At 69.8% G+C, this 17,843-nt stretch carries 14 protein-coding genes and 1 tRNA gene; 10 read left to right on the top strand and 5 right to left on the bottom strand.

Features of this window, described 5'->3' with window-relative positions; genetic code table 11:
- The first annotated feature begins 6 nt into the window (after positions 1–6).
- The 7 genes from OG254_RS13025 (at position 7) to OG254_RS12995 (ending at position 9,103) form a co-directional block, all read left to right on the top strand.
- Positions 7–354 carry a chorismate mutase gene (locus OG254_RS13025; RefSeq protein ID WP_405580919.1) on the top strand — a complete coding sequence of 116 codons (348 nt, stop codon included), beginning with the start codon at positions 7–9 and terminating at the stop codon, positions 352–354.
- 141 nt (positions 355–495) lie between these two features.
- The gene (locus OG254_RS13020) at positions 496–1,041 is read left to right on the top strand and encodes a two-component system response regulator (protein WP_405580916.1); all 546 of its coding nucleotides are present in this window, start codon (positions 496–498) and stop codon (positions 1,039–1,041) included.
- 56 nt (positions 1,042–1,097) lie between these two features.
- Positions 1,098–3,602, top strand: coding sequence for an aminopeptidase N (gene pepN, locus OG254_RS13015; RefSeq protein ID WP_405580913.1), 2,505 nt, complete (start codon positions 1,098–1,100; stop codon positions 3,600–3,602).
- Between the two features lie 191 nt (positions 3,603–3,793).
- Positions 3,794–5,224, top strand: coding sequence for a pyridoxal phosphate-dependent decarboxylase family protein (locus tag OG254_RS13010; protein ID WP_405580911.1), 1,431 nt, complete (start codon positions 3,794–3,796; stop codon positions 5,222–5,224).
- Positions 5,221–6,672 carry a lysine N(6)-hydroxylase/L-ornithine N(5)-oxygenase family protein gene (locus OG254_RS13005; RefSeq protein WP_405580908.1) on the top strand — a complete coding sequence of 484 codons (1,452 nt, stop codon included), beginning with the start codon at positions 5,221–5,223 and terminating at the stop codon, positions 6,670–6,672. The genes OG254_RS13010 and OG254_RS13005 overlap by 4 nt, the downstream gene beginning before the upstream one ends.
- A gap of 330 nt (positions 6,673–7,002) precedes the next feature.
- Positions 7,003–8,718, top strand: coding sequence for a hypothetical protein (locus OG254_RS13000; protein WP_405580905.1), 1,716 nt, complete (start codon positions 7,003–7,005; stop codon positions 8,716–8,718).
- Positions 8,719–8,722: 4 nt separating this feature from the next.
- On the top strand, positions 8,723–9,103 hold the full coding sequence (locus OG254_RS12995) for a hypothetical protein (RefSeq protein WP_405580903.1): 381 nt from the start codon (positions 8,723–8,725) through the stop codon (positions 9,101–9,103).
- 51 nt (positions 9,104–9,154) lie between these two features.
- Here the strand turns inward: OG254_RS12995 and OG254_RS12990 are convergent, their stop codons facing one another.
- On the bottom strand, positions 9,155–10,969 hold the full coding sequence (locus OG254_RS12990) for a bifunctional metallophosphatase/5'-nucleotidase (protein ID WP_405580900.1): 1,815 nt from the start codon (positions 10,967–10,969) through the stop codon (positions 9,155–9,157).
- Positions 10,970–11,120: 151 nt separating this feature from the next.
- On the opposite strand from OG254_RS12990, the gene OG254_RS12985 reads away from it, so the two are divergent.
- Both OG254_RS12985 and pyk read left to right on the top strand, forming a co-directional pair.
- A complete protein-coding gene (locus OG254_RS12985) occupies positions 11,121–11,837 on the top strand; it encodes an SIMPL domain-containing protein (RefSeq protein ID WP_405580898.1) in 717 nt (238 codons plus the stop codon).
- A 145-nt stretch (positions 11,838–11,982) separates the two neighbouring features.
- Positions 11,983–13,419: a pyruvate kinase gene (gene pyk / locus OG254_RS12980; RefSeq protein WP_405580895.1), complete on the top strand. Its 1,437-nt coding sequence runs from the start codon at positions 11,983–11,985 to the stop codon at positions 13,417–13,419.
- A 114-nt stretch (positions 13,420–13,533) separates the two neighbouring features.
- Here pyk and OG254_RS12975 read toward each other — a convergent pair.
- Positions 13,534–13,606 (bottom strand) — tRNA-Leu (locus tag OG254_RS12975).
- Between the two features lie 102 nt (positions 13,607–13,708).
- On the opposite strand from OG254_RS12975, the gene OG254_RS12970 reads away from it, so the two are divergent.
- Entirely contained in the window at positions 13,709–14,365 is a 657-nt protein-coding gene (locus OG254_RS12970) for an ANTAR domain-containing response regulator (protein ID WP_217211850.1), read from the top strand.
- A 76-nt stretch (positions 14,366–14,441) separates the two neighbouring features.
- Here OG254_RS12970 and OG254_RS12965 read toward each other — a convergent pair whose 3' ends face one another.
- From OG254_RS12965 to OG254_RS12955, 3 genes are read right to left on the bottom strand one after another with little or no spacing between them, the layout of a single operon-like run.
- The gene (locus OG254_RS12965; protein WP_351193441.1) at positions 14,442–15,158 is read right to left on the bottom strand and encodes an ABC transporter ATP-binding protein; all 717 of its coding nucleotides are present in this window, start codon (positions 15,156–15,158) and stop codon (positions 14,442–14,444) included.
- Positions 15,155–16,021 carry an ABC transporter ATP-binding protein gene (locus OG254_RS12960; protein ID WP_405580890.1) on the bottom strand — a complete coding sequence of 289 codons (867 nt, stop codon included), beginning with the start codon at positions 16,019–16,021 and terminating at the stop codon, positions 15,155–15,157. Before OG254_RS12960 ends, OG254_RS12965 begins: the two co-directional genes overlap by 4 nt.
- A gap of 5 nt (positions 16,022–16,026) precedes the next feature.
- Positions 16,027–17,838 (bottom strand): branched-chain amino acid ABC transporter permease, encoded by a 1,812-nt coding sequence (locus OG254_RS12955; protein WP_405594967.1) that lies wholly within the window; start codon positions 17,836–17,838, stop codon positions 16,027–16,029.
- Positions 17,839–17,843 lie beyond the last annotated feature (5 nt).

The following is a 17,843-nucleotide window of genomic DNA, read 5'->3' as shown; positions in this document are numbered from 1 at the left end:
GCCCTCATGACCAGCAACATGTCCCCAGGCGACGTCGACCCCGCGGTCCGCGAGGAGCTCGCCCGGCTGCGCGACAGCATCGACAACATCGACGCGGCCGTCGTCCACATGCTCGCCGAACGCTTCAAGTGCACGCAGCAGGTCGGCCATCTCAAGGCCCGCCACCAGCTCCCGCCGGCCGACCAGGCCCGGGAGGCCCGGCAGATCGCCCGGCTGCGCACCCTCGCCGAGAACGCCAAGCTCGATCCGGCGTTCGCCGAGAAGTTCCTGAACTTCATCATCGCCGAGGTGATCAGGCACCACGAGAGCATCGCCGAGGACACGGTCAACGACGCTGCGCCCACGGCGAACTGACGCCTACTGGCCCTTCCGAGGGAGTGACACGGCGGCCCGCGGGGGGCATGCTGCGCTGTGCACCGCATGCCAGCTGACGCGCACGCTCCGTCAGCACCCCCGGACATACCCTGGATGTCCACGCGGGAGGGACGTCGGGCCATGCCGTCGGATGCCAAGATCCTCATCGTCGACGACCACGAGGAGACGCTGTACGCCCTGGAAAGCGCCCTGGCCCCGCTGGGCTACCGGCTCGCCCGCGCCACCAGCGGTGACGAGGCCCTCAAGCAGGTGCTCCGCGGGCAGGTCGGCCTGCTGCTCCTGGATGTCCGCATGCCGGGCGTCAGCGGGCTGGACGTCGTGCGGTACATGCGGCGCGTGGAGCAGACCCAGAACATACCGGTCATCCTGCTCACCGGCTTCGGCGCCGATCACGAACTGACCGCCACCGCCTTCGGGCTCGGCGTCGCTGACCTGGTCCTGAAGCCCACCGACCCCTGGGCGCTGCGCACCAAGGTCCGCTACCTGTACGACGCCTACCAGCGCCACCGAGCCCTGGAGGAGGAGGTCCGCGAGTTACGTGCCCTGGTCAAGGGCCACACCGACGCACCGGAACCGCGTCCACGCCGCACCCTGCGCCACTCCGACACCCACGTCCCGCCGCAGCGCGACAACCCGACCGCCACGCCGGCCAAGGACCGGACATAACGCCCGTACTGATCAGCCTCTGTGAGTTGTCGGTGCCATCAGGCAGCATGTCCTGCATGTCCGTACTCACGCGCGACGAAGCGCAGACTCGTGCCCAGCTCCTCGACGTCCATCGCTACACGATCGAACTCGATCTGACGACCGGGGACGAGACCTTCGACTCCCGCACCGTCATCGGGTTCACCGCGCGCACCGGCGCGGACACCTTCGTCGAGGTCAAGCCGGCCGAATTGCGCTCCGTCACGCTGGACGGCCGTCCCCTGGACCCGGAGACCCTGGACGGCAACAGGCTGCCCCTGAAGGACCTCACCGCCGGTGAGCACGAGCTGCGTGTCGACGCGGCCATGCGCTACTCCCGGACCGGCGAGGGCATGCACCGCTTCACCGACCCCACCGACGGCGAGACCTACCTCTACACCCAGCTGTTCATGGAGGACGTCCAGCGCGTCTTCGCCGCCTTCGACCAGCCGGACCTCAAGGCCGTCTTCGACCTGTCCGTGACCGCCCCCGAAGGCTGGACCGTCCTCGCCAACAGCCGCACCGAGCACCTCGGCGAGGGCCGCTGGCAGGCCGCGCCCACCCCGCTGATCTCCACCTACCTCGTCGCGGTGGCCGCCGGCCCCTGGCACTCGGTGCGCACCGAGCACCGCGGCCTGCCCTTCGGCATCCACTGCCGCCGCTCCCTGGCCCCCCACCTGGACGCGGACGCCGACGAGATCTTCGAGGTCACCCGGCAGTGCTTCGACCGCTTCCACGAGAAGTTCGACGAGCCCTACCCCTTCGACTCCTACGACCAGGCCTTCGTCCCAGAGTTCAACGCCGGCGCCATGGAGAACCCCGGACTGGTCACCTTCCGCGACGAGTTCGTCTACCGCTCCGCCGTCACCGACACCGAGCGGCAGACCCGCGCCATGGTCATCGCCCACGAGATGGCCCACATGTGGTTCGGCGACCTCGTCACCCTGCGCTGGTGGGACGACATCTGGCTGAACGAGTCCTTCGCCGAGTACATGGGCTACCAGACCCTCGTCGAGGCCACCCGCTTCACCGACACCTGGACCGACTTCGGCATCGTCCGCAAGTCCTGGGGCTACGACGCCGACCAGCGGCCCTCCACCCACCCCGTCGCCCCCGAGGCCGTCGACGACACGGCCTCCGCCATGCTCAACTTCGACGGCATCTCCTACGCCAAGGGCGCCTCCGCGCTGCGCCAGCTCGTGACCTGGCTCGGCGAGAAGGACTTCCTCGCCGGCATCAACACCCACTTCGCCCGGCACAAGTTCGCCAACGCCGCCCTCGCCGACTTCATCGACTCCCTCGCTTCCGCCACCGACCGCGACGTCCACGCCTGGGCCGACAGCTGGCTGCGCACCACCGGCGTCGACACCCTCACCCCGCAGGTCACCCCCGGCGACAACGGCACCTACAGCCTCACCGTCGACCACGCGGGCAGCCGCCCGCACCGCGTCGCCGTCGGCCTGTACGACCAGGACCTGGGCGACGACGAGGGCCACCTCACTCTGCGCGACCGGCTCGAGATCGACGTCCCGCAGAGCGCCCCGCGGCCCATCGGCAAGCGCCCGGCACTGCTGCTGCTCAACGACGGCGATCTGACCTACGCCAAGGTCCGCTTCGACGCCGAGTCCTTCGAGACCGTCGGCGCGCGCCTGTCGGGCCTGCCCGACCCGCTCTCCCGAGCCGTCGTCTGGAACGCCCTGCGGGACGCGGTCCGCGACGGCGAACTGGCCGCCAGCGCCTATCTGGAGGCCGCCCGCGCCCACCTGCCCCGGGAGTCCGATCTCGCCATCGTGCAGGGCGTCCTCGCGTTCGCCTCCGCCCAGATCGCCGACCGCTTCCTCCCCGCCGAGGAGCGGCCTGCCGCCGTGGCCACCCTGTCCGCCCTGTGCCGCGACCTCATCCGCCGCACCGAGGACGGCGACAACCCCGGCCTGCGCCTGATCGCCGTACGCCACTTCATCTCCGTCGCCGCCCACCCCGACACGATCGCCGCCTGGCTCGCCGACGGCACCGTGCCCGGCGGACCCGAGCTCGACCCCGAGCTGCGCTGGCGGGTCCTGGGCCGGCTCGCCGTGCTCGGCGCCGTCGACGAGGCCGCCATCGCCGCCGAGCTGGAGCGCGACCCGAGCGCCACCGGCCAGGAGGGCGCCGCCCGCTGCCGCGCCGCCCTGCCCGACGAGGAGGCCAAGGCGAGGGCGTGGGAGGCCCTGTTCGCCACCGACGAGACCAAGGACCTGTCCAACTACCTCTTCACCGCGACCGCCCAGGGCTTCTGGCAGCCCGAACAGGCCGACCTCGTCCGGAGTTACGTCCCGCGCTACTTCAAGGACGCGCTCGCCCTCGCCGCCCGCCGCGGCCACGCCATCGCCGACGCCGCCGGACGCCACGCCTTCCCGATGCACGCCGTGGACGCCGAAGCCTTGCGGCTGGGGGAGGAGTGCCTGCGCGACGGCGAGCCGGTCCCGGCGCTGCGCCGCAGGCTCGCCGACCAACTCGACGACCTGGCAAGGGCGTTGAGGGTGCGAGAGGACCGAAAGGGCTAGTACGTCCGACGTAGGGGGCGCCGGTTCGTCCGGCTGCCCCCTACTCCGCCGAACTCCGCATACCGCATCCGACACGCTTTCCCCGCACGAAAGTACCCCCTTTCGGGTTCCGATCATTGGGCTTTTCGGGCGCCATCGTCCATCCGGGTACAAGCTGGAAGTCCTTCTCGCCCAGCGCCCGGGAGGACACGATGAGCACGCCTGCGTCGCTCGCCTCAGGCCCCGAAGGTCCCCACGCCCTGTGGCCGTTGCTGGACACCGTGCTGGACGCGCTGAACGAGGGCGCGCAGGCCCGCGGGGGACCGCTGCCCGCGGGCGGACCGCAGGCGGTGGCCGCGCGGATGCGGGCCGCGGTCGGGGACGTACTGCCGGACGAGGGCGATCCGAACGCCCTGCACACCGTCGTCCGCGCGCTCGCGGAGGCCGCCGCCGACCCGGCCGACCCCTTCTGCACGGCCCACCTCCACTGCCCGCCCCTCGCCCTCGCCACCGCCGCCGACCTCGCCGTCTCCACCCTCAACCCGTCCCTCGACTCCTGGGACCAGGCGCCGGGCGCCTCGGAGCTGGAGGCGTTGGTCACGGCGGCCCTGGCGCGGGAGGTGTTCAGCGACAGCGGCGGGCTCCGGCGGGAGGCCTCCGGTGCCACCACGGCCCCCGTCGGCCCGCCCCAGCCACCGCCCTCCGCCCTGATCACCACCGGCGGCACCGAGTCCAACCAGCTCGCCCTCCTCCTCGCCCGGGAGGCCTGCGGCGCCGGCGTCCGGCTCGTGCACGGGGCCAACGCACACCACTCGCTGCCGCGTGCCGCCTGGCTGCTCGGGCTGGCCGAGCCCGTCGTCGTGCCCGCCCCGGCCGGCGCCCTCGATCCCGCCGCCCTGGACGAGGCGCTCACCGAGTTGCCCGGCCCGCATCTCGTCGCCGCCACCGCCGGCACCACCGACGCCGGGATCATCGACCCCCTCCCCGAGATCGCGGCCCTGTGCGCGGCCCATGGCGCCCGGCTCCACGTGGACGCCGCCTACGGCGGTGGCCTGCTCTTCAGCGACCGCTACCGCGACCGGCTGACCGGCCTCGACACCGCCGATACCGTCACCCTCGACCTGCACAAACTCGGCTGGCAGCCGGTCGCCGCGGGTCTCCTCGCCGTCCGCGACCCGGGCGATCTCACGGTGCTCCACCACCGCGCCGACTACCTCAACGCCGACGACGACACCGACGCGGGCCTGCCCGACCTGCTCGGCCGCTCCCTGCGCACCAGCCGCAGGCCCGACGCCCTCAAGATCGCCGTCACCCTCAAGACCCTCGGCCGCAGCGGCCTCGGCCGGCTGGTCGAGCGAGTCTGCGACAGCGCCCGCGAGTTCGCCGCCCTCGTCGACGACCACCCCGGCTTCGAGCTCCACGACCGGCCCACCCTCAGCACGGTCCTGTTCCGGCCCGCACACGCCACCGACGACGCCGTCGCGGCCGTACGCCGAAGGCTCCTCACCGAAGGCCGAGCCGTCCTGGGCCGGGCCCGCACAGACGGGCGCCTGTGGTTGAAGGTGACCCTCCTCAATCCCGTGACCCGCCCGGACGACCTGGCCGCCCTGCTGAAACTTGTGGAAGGAAACACCCCCGGATGAGCCCGCAGTCGAACCCCCCAGCCGACCCGCAGCCGGGCGCCCCGCGCCAGGACCCCGACACCCCCCGCGACCTCGTCGGCATCGGCATCGGTCCCTTCAACCTGTCGCTGGCCGCCCTCGCCCAGCCGCTCGCCGAACTCGACGCCGTCTTCTACGAACAGCGCATCGCCTTCTCCTGGCACCCGGGGCTGCTCATCGACGGCTCCCGCGTCCAGGTCCCCTTCCTCGCCGACCTGGTGACGCTCGCCGACCCCGCCAGCCCCTGGTCGTTCCTCAACTACCTCAGGCACCGCGACCGGCTCTTCCCCTTCTACTTCGCCGAGCGCTTCCACATCCAGCGCGCCGAGTACGACGCCTACTGCCGCTGGGTCTGCGAGAACCTCTCGGGACTGCGCTTCGGTCACCAGGTCGACGCGGTCCGCTTCAACCCCGAACGCGACGTCTTCGAGGTCGACTTCACCCAGATCGCGCCCGACGGAGAGGTCGAGGCGCTCGGGCGCACATACGCCCGCAACATCGTCCTCGGCATCGGCACCGAGCCGTACGTCCCGGACCCGCTGCGGCCCCTCGTCGAGGCGCCCGCCGTGCCCGTGATCCACGCCGCCGACTACCTCGACCACCGCGAGACACTGCTCGCCGCCGACCACGTCACCGTCATCGGCTCCGGACAGTCGGGCGCCGAGATCTTCCTGGACCTGCTCCGACGCCGCCCCGTCGGGCGGGAGAAGCTGCACTGGCTCGGCCGTAGCGAGGCCTTCGCGCCGATGGAGTACTCCAAGCTGGGCCTTGAGCACTTCACCCCCGACTACACCCGCTACTTCCACGCCCTGGCCGAACCGGTCCGCGACAAGCTCGTGGCCTCCCAGTGGCAGCTCCACAAGGGCATCGACGCCGCCACCCTCGGCGCCATCCACGACGAGCTCTACCGCCGCACCCTGCACGGCGGCTGGCCCGAAACCGTGCTCACCCCGGGGGTCCGCGTCCGCACCGCCGGCCGTATCGCCACGACCAAGGTCGAGCTCCACCTGGAGCACATCCACCAGAACACCCGCTCACGCCTGACCACCGACGCGGTCGTCCTGGCCACCGGCTACCGCGAGCGCTCCCTGGACCGCATCCTTGCCGGCCTCGACCCCTACATGCGCCGCGACAGCCGCGAACGCCCCCGGATCGACGACCAGTACCGCATGGTCATGGACCCGACGGTCACCGGCTCCGGCTGCAACGTCTACGTCCAGAACGCCGAACGCCACACCCATGGCGTCGGCGCCCCGGACCTCGGCCTCGCGGCCTGGCGCAGCGCCGGGATCCTCAACTCCGTGACCGGCAAGGAGACTTACGCCCTCCCCGGTCGTACGGCGTTCACCACCTTCGGCCTCGAACAGCGGCCCCGGATCCCGGCCGCGCGCAAGGCACCGGTGCTCACCCCGCTGGTCGAGAGGCGGTAAGGACGGCCCGCACAGTCCCTCCCGTCACTTCGGTAACAGCCCCGGCGGACAGCTGTGCGATCGGCGTGAAGAATCGTGGAAGGGGACGCGCAAAAGGCACTTGCATATCCCGTTTCCCTCCCCTCTGCCCGGGCCCGCTGATACCTTCCGGTTCATGCGGGGATTGGTCTGCTGGAGCTTTCGACTGCGGCATCCTCGCTGCTCGACGGGCTGCGCTCCCTCCCGGCCATTTCTGGAAAACGCATATATGCGATCACCGGGAATGGCCGATTTTCGTCACCGCCGAATTACCTCGTCCTGCGCCAGAAATCCGAGAGGAGGAAGAAAGCCATGACCACTCACACCCTCAAATGCCCCCGCTGCCAAGCGGACAACGACCGCAACTACCGCACCTGCGCCAACTGCGGCACCGCCCGCGCCATCGACCCGACGGACGCACCGAAGCCGCCCCCGTCCGCCCCGGCCCCGGCTCCGTCCGTCCCGTCCCCGTCTCCCGCCCCCGCCGCACCGACTCGGCCACCCGCCGCCGTCCGTCCCACCGTCCCCACACCACCGGCGCCCTCCCGCGCCCCCCTGGCAGCCCCGTCCACCCGCTTCGCCCCCGACATCACCCGGTATCTGTGCACCGCCGTCCACACGGACACCAGGTTCGCCCGCCGGGCCGTCGAGCAGATCGTGGAGGAGCCGCGCCGCGCCGTCGCCTCGTCGCCGGGCGTCGACCTCGGCTGTGTGCTGCGGCACGCCCTGGCGGCCCGCCGCCGTCAGGTGGGGCGGGACGTCCTGCTCGCCGTACTGCTGCTGATCGTGGTGATCATGCTGCCGATCACCTTCGGCACGGCGATCATCATGGGCTGGCTCGTGGCCTGGGTCATCGTCGCCGTCGAGTCCCTCTCGGTGCACTACGGCGTGGTCTCCAAGCAGCTCAGCCGCGAGAACTTCGCCCCGGACAAGGCCCCGCAGCCGGCCGGTGCCGAGAACCGGCGGCGCATCGAGGAGATCGAGAGGCGCGACCGGGGCAACGTCGTGGTCTCCTCGATGTACACCCCCTTCGTCGGGTACGGGCAGACGACGAGCACCTGGTCGTTCGCACTCGACACGGCGCGCCCCCAAGAGGGCAAGCAGGTCGTGCCGTTCACCGTGCACGAGCTCAACGACCATCTCGCCGCCCGGGTCGGGGACCTGAAGCTGCCCGGCGTCCACGTCGAGAACCTGCTCCTGGTCAACGGCAAGGACCTCCAGTACGAGGTGGACGAGCGCACCCGCTCCGAACTGCTGGCGGACCCCGCCGGACCGCCCGGCGCGAGGGTCTCCACGGACCTCCTGCACGAGCTGCGCGAGGACGGCAAGGGCCGGGCCCGCCCGTACCTCGCGATCCGGGTCACCGGCTGGAGCGGCGAACTCGCCATCACCTTCTTCCTGCGGTGCGCGCTGCTGTCCGACCGCAAGATGCTCTTCATCGAGGGCAGCAGTTCCCTGCTCGCCCCGGTGCGCGAGCGCTACCGCATCGCGGACCGGCTGCTCGACTCGCCGACCTTCCGGCAGTGGTGGGCCCTGGTGGCCCAGGCCGGCCTGCGCGCCCCGCTCCTGCTGGTCGGGTCGCCCTTCTCGGTCATCGCGGGCCTGTTCTCGCCGTTCATCCAGCACGGCAAGCAACGCCGTCAGGCACAGGAGATCCGCCACCGTGCCTTCGACTACGGAGCGTCCTTCAGCATCAGGGACGCGGCCAGCGACAAGCTCTACTACCGCTACTTCCAGCAACTCGACCGGGAGCTGTACGCCAAGACGGTCGAACACCGCGTCCTGGACGCCCTGGTGGAGTTCCTGGAGGAGCACGACATCGACACCAACGAACTGATGCAGCGTCAGACCACCATCTACAACACCGGCTTGTACGCGGGCGGCGACGTGAACGTCCACGGTTCCGCCGTAGGGGTGGGCGGCAGCGTGGCCGGAGTCTTCCGGCGCGGTCAGGCGGCCGGGGCCGCGGGCCAGCCGGCACAGGCCGGGCAGCCCGCCGCCGCGCCGTCCGCGAACCGAGGAAGGTGACGACATGTCAGACACGGGCGCCGGCGACAACAGCGGCATCCAGGCCGGCGGCGACATCCGCATCGACGGCAGCGCGGTAGCCGTCAACCGCTCGACCGCCACCACCGGCACTCCGGCCGACGCCGACCGCGAGGCGGCCATCGCCGAACTGCGGGCCGCGGCACGGCTGCTGCTCGACCAGGTACGCACTCACCAGGGCGAGTACGAGGACGGCGAGGAACTCGTGGAAGCCGCCGAGCGTGTCGAGGCCGAACTCGCCCAGGACGAGCCCCGCCGGGGCGTCCTGCTGCGATGGCTCGGCTTCCTCGCCCCCGGCGTGGCGGCCACGGCCGCCGTCGCGGGCGATGTGGCGGCCCTTCAGGACAGCGTGACGAGCCTGTTCTGAGCGGAGGGGAAGGCCGACGGCCGGTCCGCCGTCGGCCTTCCCTGCGCGGCCCTAGAAGACGGGCGTACCGTCGCGCGTCAGCTTCCAGTCCACCGACGCGAAGTCCTTCGGGTCCAGCACGCCCTTCGCGGTCACCCACTCCGCGATCCGGGTGCGGATCTCCGTCGACTCCGCCCACAGCTCCTGCGCCGCCGCCACATGCGGGAACGCGCCACCGCCGTTGGCCCGGTAGTTGTTCACCGCGAACACGAACTTCTGGGCGTCGTCCAGGGCGGCACCGTTGTAGGACAGCTTCTTGATCCGTGAACCCGCCGCCTGCGCGACGTCGATCTCGTACGACAGCCCGGAGACGTAGTCGTAGTTGTAGTCGGGGCGGTTGTTCGCGTTCGTCAGCTTGTCCACGTCGACGGTCACGTCGGCGGCGGTCTGCACGAAGTACTCGGCCGAGTACTCCAGGTACGCCTTGAGCTGGGCGCCCGTCATCAGCTTCGCGACCAGCGTGTTGTCGTAGACGTACAGGCTCGACAGGTCCCGGATCGTCACATTGCCGGCGGGGATCTCCGACGTGCGCGAGAACGGGGAGGCCTGTGCGATGACGGGCAGCGCGGCGTACTCCGTGCCCGCCAGCGCCGCCTTCGCCACGTCCTCCTGGACCTTGGTGATCAGGTCGATGATCGGGGCGTCCTTGTAGCGGGCCTCGACCGTGGTCAGCGCCTCGGTGGCGGTGCCGACGACCTGGTTGACGTAGGTGACGACCTTGTCGTGCTCGTCCTTCAGCAGCTTGGTGATCTTCGGGTCGTCGGCGACCGTGTTGGAGTTGAGCACCGACGCCGCGACCTTCTCGACCGTCCAGCGGCCCTTGGCGAAGGTCAGCTCGATGTCGAACAGCGACAGGCGCTCGGCGAAGCACAGCGGCTCGGAGAGGACGACCGTCTTTCCGGTCTTGGCGTTGGTGACCTTCAGCTCCGGGATCTCCACGTGCGCGTGGCCGACCAGGATCGCGTCGATGTCCGGCACCTGCTGTGCCACCAGCGCCGCAGAGTTCTCGATGTACGGCAGCTGGTCACCGTAGGACGACGTGCCCGAGGAGCCGGAGTGCGCCGAGACGATCACCACGTCCGCGCCCATCGCCTTCAGCTTCGGCACCCACTTCGCCGCCTGCTCCTCCAGGCCCGGGAAGGTCAGCTTGCCCTGGACATAGGCCTTGTCCCAGATCGCGATGCCCGGGTTGGTCAGACCGAGGACGGCGACCTTCACGGGCGGGGCACCCTGCACGCGGAACTTCTTGATGAAGTACGGCGGGAAGGCGGGCTTCAGCGTCTTCGCGTCCAGCGCGTTCGCACCCAGCAGCGGGAAGCGGCACTGCTCCTCGAACTTGCGCAGCGTCTCGATGCCGTAGTTGAACTCGTGGTTGCCGAGCGCCACCGCGTCGAAGCCGATGGCGTTCATCGCCTGCGCCATCGGGTGCACGGGGCCGCCCTTGGCGGTGATCGGGTCCACCTTGGCGTAGTAGTACGTCAGCGGGGTGCCCTGGATCGTGTCGCCCGCGTCGATGAGCAGCGTGTTGCGCCGGCCCCGCTCCGCACGGATCTCGTTCACCAGCGTCGAGACCCGGGCCAGGCCCTGCGCGTTGCCCTTGGCGTCGGTGTACTCCGCGTTCTTGAAGTAGTCCCAGTTGAAGACGTGACCGTGCAGATCGGTGGTGCCCATGACGGTCAGCGAGTACCGCTTCTCGCACTTCTTCGTCGCCGTCGTGGCCGCCGCAGGCTCCGCAGCCTCCGCCATCGGAGCCGCCGCACCGGCGAGTGCCACCCCCGCTCCGGTCACGGCGGACTTCTTCAGGAACTTCCGGCGGTTCAACGGCATGAGTGCTTCTCCAGGGCGAATGGTCAACAACGCGCGTAGATTCTGAAGCGTGATTCTGACCTGCGCATGGCGAGTCGCAACAGACCTCGCAGGTTTCGATCTGGTGACTCACGGGGGCCGTAACCCAGCAAGCGATGACAGAGTGGGACGTATGACCGTGCCTTCAGAGGAACTTCAGCCGGCCGTCCCCTACGGCACCCCCGACGCCCCGCGCATCGCCGTCCGCGGCGAGGCCCGACTGGAGGTCGACCCCGAGATCGCCCGCATCGGCGTCACCGTCGCCTCCCGCGGCAAGGACCGCCGCGCCGCCCTCGACGACCTCACCCGCCGCAACGCCGCCGTCCTCGACCTCATCAAGACCTACGGCGACGCGGTCGAGCGCCTGGAGACCGGTGCCTTCTCCATCAGCCCCGAACTGAAGGACAAGGGCCGCGGCGAGCGCGTCCACGCCTACCACGGCCGCGTCCACATCACAGCCGTCCTCACCGACTTCACCGCGCTCGGCGAACTGACCACCCGCCTGGCCGACTTGGATCTCACCCGCGTGGACGGCCCCTGGTGGGCCCTGCGCCCCGACTCGCCGGCCCATCGTCAGGCGCGGCAGCAGGCGGTACGGGAAGCCGTGCAGCGCGCCCGGGAGTACGCGGAGGCGCTGGGGTCCTCCCTGGCGGCGCTGGTGGAGCTCGCCGACATCGGCGCGGAGAGCGCCCCGCCGCCCTATCCGCAGGCCCCCGGCGGCCGGATGCGCTCCGTGGCCTACGGCGCCGCCGAGGACGCGGCCGCGGCCCCGCTCGATCTCGAACCCCAGCGGCAGCATGTCCACGCCCAGGTCAACGCGCGCTTCACGATGACGCCGCCGCGGCTGTGAATTACCTCGGCGGGGTGCCTTTCGAACGCTCATCGGAGCACCCCGCCGCACAATTCAACACTTGTCAATATCCCTTCACGCAACGGTTGTTGAGTGGTCATGCCGTACCAATTCTCTACCCGCCGGTAAGTCATAGAGTCGAAACATGCGCCGAGCGAAAATCGTCTGCACCCTGGGCCCTGCCACCGACTCGTACGACCAGATAAAGGCACTGGTCGACGCCGGAATGGACGTCGCCCGCTTCAACCTCAGCCACGGCGGCCACGCCGACCACGAGGAGCGCTACCAGCGCGTGCGGAAGGCCTCCGACGAGACCGGCCGCAGCGTCGGCGTCCTCGCGGACCTTCAAGGCCCGAAGATCCGCCTCGGCCGCTTCGTCGAAGGACCTGTACTCCTTGAACGCGGAGACACCTTCACCATCACCGTCGAGGAGGGCGCGGAGGGCGACCGCCACCAGTGCGGCACCACCTACTCCGGCCTCGCCGCCGACGTCAGCGCCGGTGAGCGCATCCTCGTCGACGACGGCAAGGTCTGCCTGGAGGTCACCTCCGTCGACGGCCCGCGCGTGAACACCACCGTCGTCGAGGGCGGCATGATCTCCGACAGCAAGGGACTCAACCTCCCCGGCGTCGCGGTCTCCGTCCCCGCGCTGTCCGAGAAGGACGAGGCCGACCTGCGCTGGGCGCTGCGCACCGGCTTCGACGTCATCGCCCTGTCCTTCGTCCGCTCCGGCCGTGACATCGAGGACGTCCACCGCATCATGGACGAGGAGGGCCGCCGCCTTCCGGTCATCGCCAAGGTGGAGAAGCCGCAGGCCGTCGACGCGATCGACGACATCGTGGCCGCCTTCGACGGCATCATGGTCGCCCGCGGCGACCTGGGCGTGGAGATGCCGCTGGAGCAGGTCCCGATCGTCCAGAAGCGCGCGATCAAGCTGGCGAAGCGCAACGCCAAGCCGGTGATCGTGGCGACGCAGATGCTCGACTCGATGATCGAGAACTCCCGCCCGACGAGGGCGGAGGCGTCGGACGTGGCCAACGCCGTCATCGACGGCACCGACGCGGTGATGCTGTCCGGCGAGACCAGCGTAGGCAAGTACCCCATCGAGACGGTCCGGACGATGGCGAAGATCGTCGAGGCGGCCGAGGAGGACATCCTCGCCAAGGGCCTGCCGCCGCTGACCGAGCGCAACAAGCCCCGCACCCAGGGCGGCGCGGTCGCCCGCGCGGCGGCCGAGATGGGCGACTTCCTGGGCGCGAAGTTCCTGGTCGCCTTCACGCAGTCCGGCGACACGGTCCGTCGCCTCTCCCGTTACCGCTCGCCCATCCCCCTCCTGGCCTTCACCCCCGAACCGGCCACGCGCTCACAGCTCAACCTGACGTGGGGCGTGGAGACCTTCCTCGGCCCGCACGTGGACTCCACGGACGCGATGGTCGACCAGGTCGACGAACTCCTCCTGAAATACGGCCGCTGCAAGAAGGGCGACGTCGTCGTCATCACCGCGGGTTCGCCTCCCGGGGTGTCGGGTTCGACGAACCTGGTCCGCGTGCATCACATCGGCGAGGACGACAGTCCCAAGTAGCAGACGAAGGGCCCTTCTTCGGTATTGAGGAGGGGCCCTTTGCAGCAAAAAGCGGATGTTCACGAGAGCGTGAACATCCGCTTTGTTATGGCGACCTTGGAAACCAAGGAAAAGTGCCCCGAGTCGGATTCGAACCGACGCTGTATGGGTTTTGAATCCATTGCCTCTTCCGCTGGGCTACCGGGGCCCCTTCAATATGAAGGTTGGTGGTTACCCGCCGTGCCCCCACCTTACAGCAGCTGGGTAGGCTCTTGTCAGCAGCACCCATGCCCCTGAACGAGGAGCCCCCGTGACCGCCCCCGAGTCGCCCCAGCCCGTAGACGCGCCCGACGACGACAAGTCGCACGTGCCTCCGCTGACGACCCGTGTCGTCATTGCCGAGGACGAGGCGCTGATCCGGCTCGATCTCAAAGAGATGCTCGAAGAAGAGGGGTACACCGTCGTCGGTGAGGCCGGAGATGGTGAGCAGGCGGTGGAACTCGCCCGCGAGCACAAGCCGGACCTTGTCATCCTCGACGTGAAGATGCCCAAGCTCGACGGCATCTCCGCCGCCGAGAAGATCGCCGAGGAGAGCATCGCCCCGGTGCTGATGCTGACCGCGTTCTCGCAGCGCGACCTCGTCGAGCGCGCCCGGGACGCCGGTGCCATGGCCTACCTGGTCAAGCCGTTCAGCAAGAGTGACGTCGTGCCGGCGATCGAGATGGCCGTCTCGCGCTTCACCGAGCTGAAGGAGCTGGAGAAGGAGGTCGCCGACCTCACCCTGCGCCTGGAGACACGCAAGCTCGTGGACCGCGCGAAGTCCATCCTCCAGACCGAGTACGGCCTGACCGAGCCGGCCGCGTTCCGGTGGATCCAGAAGACGTCCATGGACCGCCGGATGTCGATGCAGCAGGTCGCCGAGGCCGTCATCCAGGACGCCGACGAGAAGAAGGCCGCCAAGGGCTGACGTACCGAAGCGGCAAAGAGTGAGGCCCGTGCCCTTGACCGGGGGGCACGGGCCTCACTCGTGGGTGTCCGGGCGATCAGTCCTCGCCCAGGTACGCCTTCCGCACGGACTCGTCGTGCAGGAGGTCCTGCCCGCTGCCGGAGAGGACGATCTTGCCGACCTCCATCACATGGCCGTGATCGGCCAGGGAGAGCGCGGCCTGGGCGTTCTGCTCGATGAGCAGAATGGTGGTGCCCTGGGACTTGAGCTCCTTGATGGTGGACATGATCTTCTGCATCATGATCGGCGACAGACCCATGGAGGGCTCGTCGAGCATGAGCAGCTTCGGCCGTGACATCAGCGCCCGACCCATGGCGAGCATCTGCTGCTCACCGCCGGAGAGGGTGCCCGCGGCCTGCTTGCGGCGCTCTCCGAGGATGGGGAACAGGTCGTAGGCGCGCTTGATGTCCTTCTCGATGGCCTCCTTGTCGGTACGCAGGAACGCGCCGAGACGGAGGTTGTCCTCGATCGTCATGCGGGGGAAGATGTGCCGCCCCTCGGGGGAGTGGGCGAGCCCCAGCGAGACGACCTTGTGCGCGGGGACCTTCTTCAGCGACTTGCCGTCGAACTTGATCTGTCCGGACAGCGGCTGGAGGAGACCCGACAGGGTGCGCAGGGTGGTGGTCTTGCCGGCGCCGTTGGTGCCGATGAGGGTGACGACCTCGCCCGCGTCCACCTTGAACGAGATGCCCTTGACGGCCTCGATCTTGCCGTAAGCGACCCTGAGGTCCTCGACCTCGAGCAGTGCGGTCACTTGTCGTCCCCTTCCGTGCTGCTCTGCGCCTCGGCGGCCTCGACCTCGGCGGCTTCCGCGGCGCCGGGCTCGCCCTCGAAGGGCGTGCCCAGGTAGGCGGCGATGACGCGCTCGTCGGCCTGGACGACCTCGGCGGGGCCCTCGACGATCTTCTCGCCCTGGACCAGCACGGCGACCCGGTCGCAGAGGTTCATGATGAACCGGATGTCGTGCTCGATGACGAGGACGGCGATGCCCTGGTCCCGGATGGCGAAGATGAGTTCCTCGGCCGCCCGGGTCTCCTGCGGGTTCATACCGGCGGTCGGCTCGTCGAGGAGGAGCAGACCGGGCTCGCTCGCGAGCGCCCGGGCGATCTCCAGCTTGCGCTGCTCGCCGTAGGGCAGGTTGCGGGCGAGGTGGTCGGCCTTGGCGGCGAGACCGGTGAACTCCAGGAGTTCCATGGCACGGGCCCGGGACGCGTCCTCGGCCTTCTTGAAGCTGGGCAGGCGCAGGAGGGCCGACCAGAGGCCTTCCTTGGTGCGGGTGTGCCGTCCGACCAGCACGTTCTCCAGAACGGTCATGTTGGCGAAGAGCCGGATGTTCTGGAACGTACGGGCGATGCCGGCCTGGGTGACCAGGTGCGGCTTGGGCGGCAGGACGGTGCCCTTGTAGGCGACCTTGCCCTCGGTCGGGATGTACAGACCGGTGAGGCAGTTGAAGAAGGTCGTCTTGCCGGCGCCGTTGGGGCCGATGAGGCCGACGATCTCGCCGCTGTTGACGGTGAGGTTCACGTCGCGCACGGCGGTCAGGCCGCCGAAGCGCATCGTGACACCGGTGGCGTCGAGCACCGTGGTGGTGGCGGGTGCGGTGGTGGTCGTGGTCATGGCGGTCACGCCCCTGCCTTCGCGACGCCGGTCGCGCCTTCGGGCAATGGCTTGTCCTCCGGTACGTCGAGCTGTCCGGTCTCGTGGAATTCGAGCTGCTTCCTGCGGTCGGCGACCAGTCCCTCGGGGCGGAAGCGCATCAGCAGCATCAGCGCGATGCCGAAGAGCAGCAGCTGGTACTCCGCCATGAACTGGAGCTTGGCCGGGATCAGGTAGAGCAGCGCGGCGCCGATCAGCGGGCCGCTGATGGTGCCCATACCGCCGAGGATGACGGCGGCGAGCAGGAAGGCCGAGTTCGGCGGCACGGAGCCGGCGAACTGGTACTGCTCGGGGGTGACGCTGTAGGACACGTGCGCCTGGACGGTGCCGGCGAGGCCGGCGAGGGACGCGCCGAGCGCGAACGCGAGGAGCTTGAGGCGGAAGCCGTTGATGCCCATCGCGGTGGCGGCGGTCTCGTCCTCGCGGATGGCGACCCAGGCGCGGCCGATGCGGGATTCCGCCGAGCGGCGGAAGACCAGGACGACGATGGCCGTGCACGCCAGCATCAGCAGGTAGTAGTTGCCGGACCGGGTGAGTTCGGTGCCCAGGACGTTGTGCGGCAGCCCGAGGTTGAACCCGAGGATCTCCAGGTCCGGGATGTTGGGGATGCCGTTGGAGCCGTTGGTGACGTCCGGTCCGCTGTTGCCGTTCAGGTTGTTCATGGTGATGCGGAAGATCTCACCGAAGCCGAGCGTCACGATGGCGAGGTAGTCGCCGCGCAGTCGCAGGGTCGGGGCACCGATGACCACGCCGAAGATCAGCGAGGCGGCGGCGCCGGTGAGGACCGCGGCCCAGAACGGGAACTCGACGCCGATGCTGGACTGCGGGGAGCCGGAGACCAGGGCGGCGGCGTAGGCGCCGACGCCGAGGAAGGCGACGTATCCGAGGTCGAGCAGGCCGGCGAGGCCGACGACGACGTTGAGGCCCAGCGCGACCGTGGCGAAGATCAGGATGTTCGCGCCGATGAGGGCGAACTGGTCGTTGCTCTGGGTGAAGGGGAAGCAGATCGCCGCGACGAAGGCGGCGGACATGGCCACGTTGCGGTGCTTGGCGGTGAGTCCCGAGAGCCGCTTGAGGAGGCCCGCCCGGGTCACGGCGGTGAAGCCGAAGGCCGTGACGATCAGGAAGCCGATGAACAGCTCGGAGTACTCGGTGCCGATGCCGAACGCGAAGACGTACAGGCCGACGCCGAAACCGGCGGCGATGATCAGGATCTCAACCCACGAGGGCAGGTCCTTGGCACGGCCGGGGTCGGGCGCGGTGAGCGAGTGGCGGATACGGCCCCAGAGGTTCGGGGTCGGGTCCGCCGCGCCGTACGGCTGGTCGACCGGGAGGCCGAGGGCGCCGATCACGGCGACGAGTGCGCCGATGCCGGAGACCCAGGCGCCGGGCTCCAGGTTGACCAGGCCGCCGAGCTCCTGGGTGATCGCGCCGATGGCGTAGCCCGTGGTGCCGAACACGCCGAGGGCGGCGAGCAGGACGGGGCTGTTCTTGCCGCCGGGGGTGAGCCAGCCCAGGCCGCGGATGCCGTAGCCGGAGAGGGCGAACAGCAGCGTGAGCACGGAGCCGAAGAGGGTGAGGATCTGAAGGCCGCCCGGGTAGCCGGTGACGGTCAGGTTGCCCGGGAACTCATCGGTCCAGGTCCAGGCGAGGAAGGTGCCTATGAGGGCGAAGGCGGAGCCGGCGACGGTCAGTCCGCGTGCCGCGACCTGCGGCAGCGGGATGATCGGGGTGGCCGGCGCGGTGGACACCTTGGCGGCGTCGGTGTTCTTGTCCATGGGGA

Origin of the sequence: Streptomyces sp. NBC_01092, assembly GCF_045039535.1 — a bacterium.
Taxonomy (GTDB): Bacteria; Actinomycetota; Actinomycetes; order Streptomycetales; family Streptomycetaceae; genus Streptomyces.
Note: the sequence above shows the minus strand (reverse complement) of the source record. Positions and strands in the feature narration are given on the sequence as shown.

Coding starts and splice junctions, on each gene's coding strand:
- pyk (WP_405580895.1), top strand. CDS start 11,983: ATGCGCCGAGCGAAAATCGTCTGCACCCTGGGCCCTGCCACCGACTCG.
- OG254_RS13000 (WP_405580905.1), top strand. CDS start 7,003: ATGACCACTCACACCCTCAAATGCCCCCGCTGCCAAGCGGACAACGAC.
- OG254_RS13025 (WP_405580919.1), top strand. CDS start 7: ATGACCAGCAACATGTCCCCAGGCGACGTCGACCCCGCGGTCCGCGAG.
- OG254_RS13010 (WP_405580911.1), top strand. CDS start 3,794: ATGAGCACGCCTGCGTCGCTCGCCTCAGGCCCCGAAGGTCCCCACGCC.
- OG254_RS12985 (WP_405580898.1), top strand. CDS start 11,121: ATGACCGTGCCTTCAGAGGAACTTCAGCCGGCCGTCCCCTACGGCACC.
- OG254_RS12955 (WP_405594967.1), bottom strand. CDS start 17,838: ATGGACAAGAACACCGACGCCGCCAAGGTGTCCACCGCGCCGGCCACC.
- OG254_RS13005 (WP_405580908.1), top strand. CDS start 5,221: ATGAGCCCGCAGTCGAACCCCCCAGCCGACCCGCAGCCGGGCGCCCCG.
- OG254_RS12990 (WP_405580900.1), bottom strand. CDS start 10,969: ATGCCGTTGAACCGCCGGAAGTTCCTGAAGAAGTCCGCCGTGACCGGA.
- OG254_RS13020 (WP_405580916.1), top strand. CDS start 496: ATGCCGTCGGATGCCAAGATCCTCATCGTCGACGACCACGAGGAGACG.
- pepN (WP_405580913.1), top strand. CDS start 1,098: ATGTCCGTACTCACGCGCGACGAAGCGCAGACTCGTGCCCAGCTCCTC.
- OG254_RS12960 (WP_405580890.1), bottom strand. CDS start 16,021: ATGACCACGACCACCACCGCACCCGCCACCACCACGGTGCTCGACGCC.
- OG254_RS12995 (WP_405580903.1), top strand. CDS start 8,723: ATGTCAGACACGGGCGCCGGCGACAACAGCGGCATCCAGGCCGGCGGC.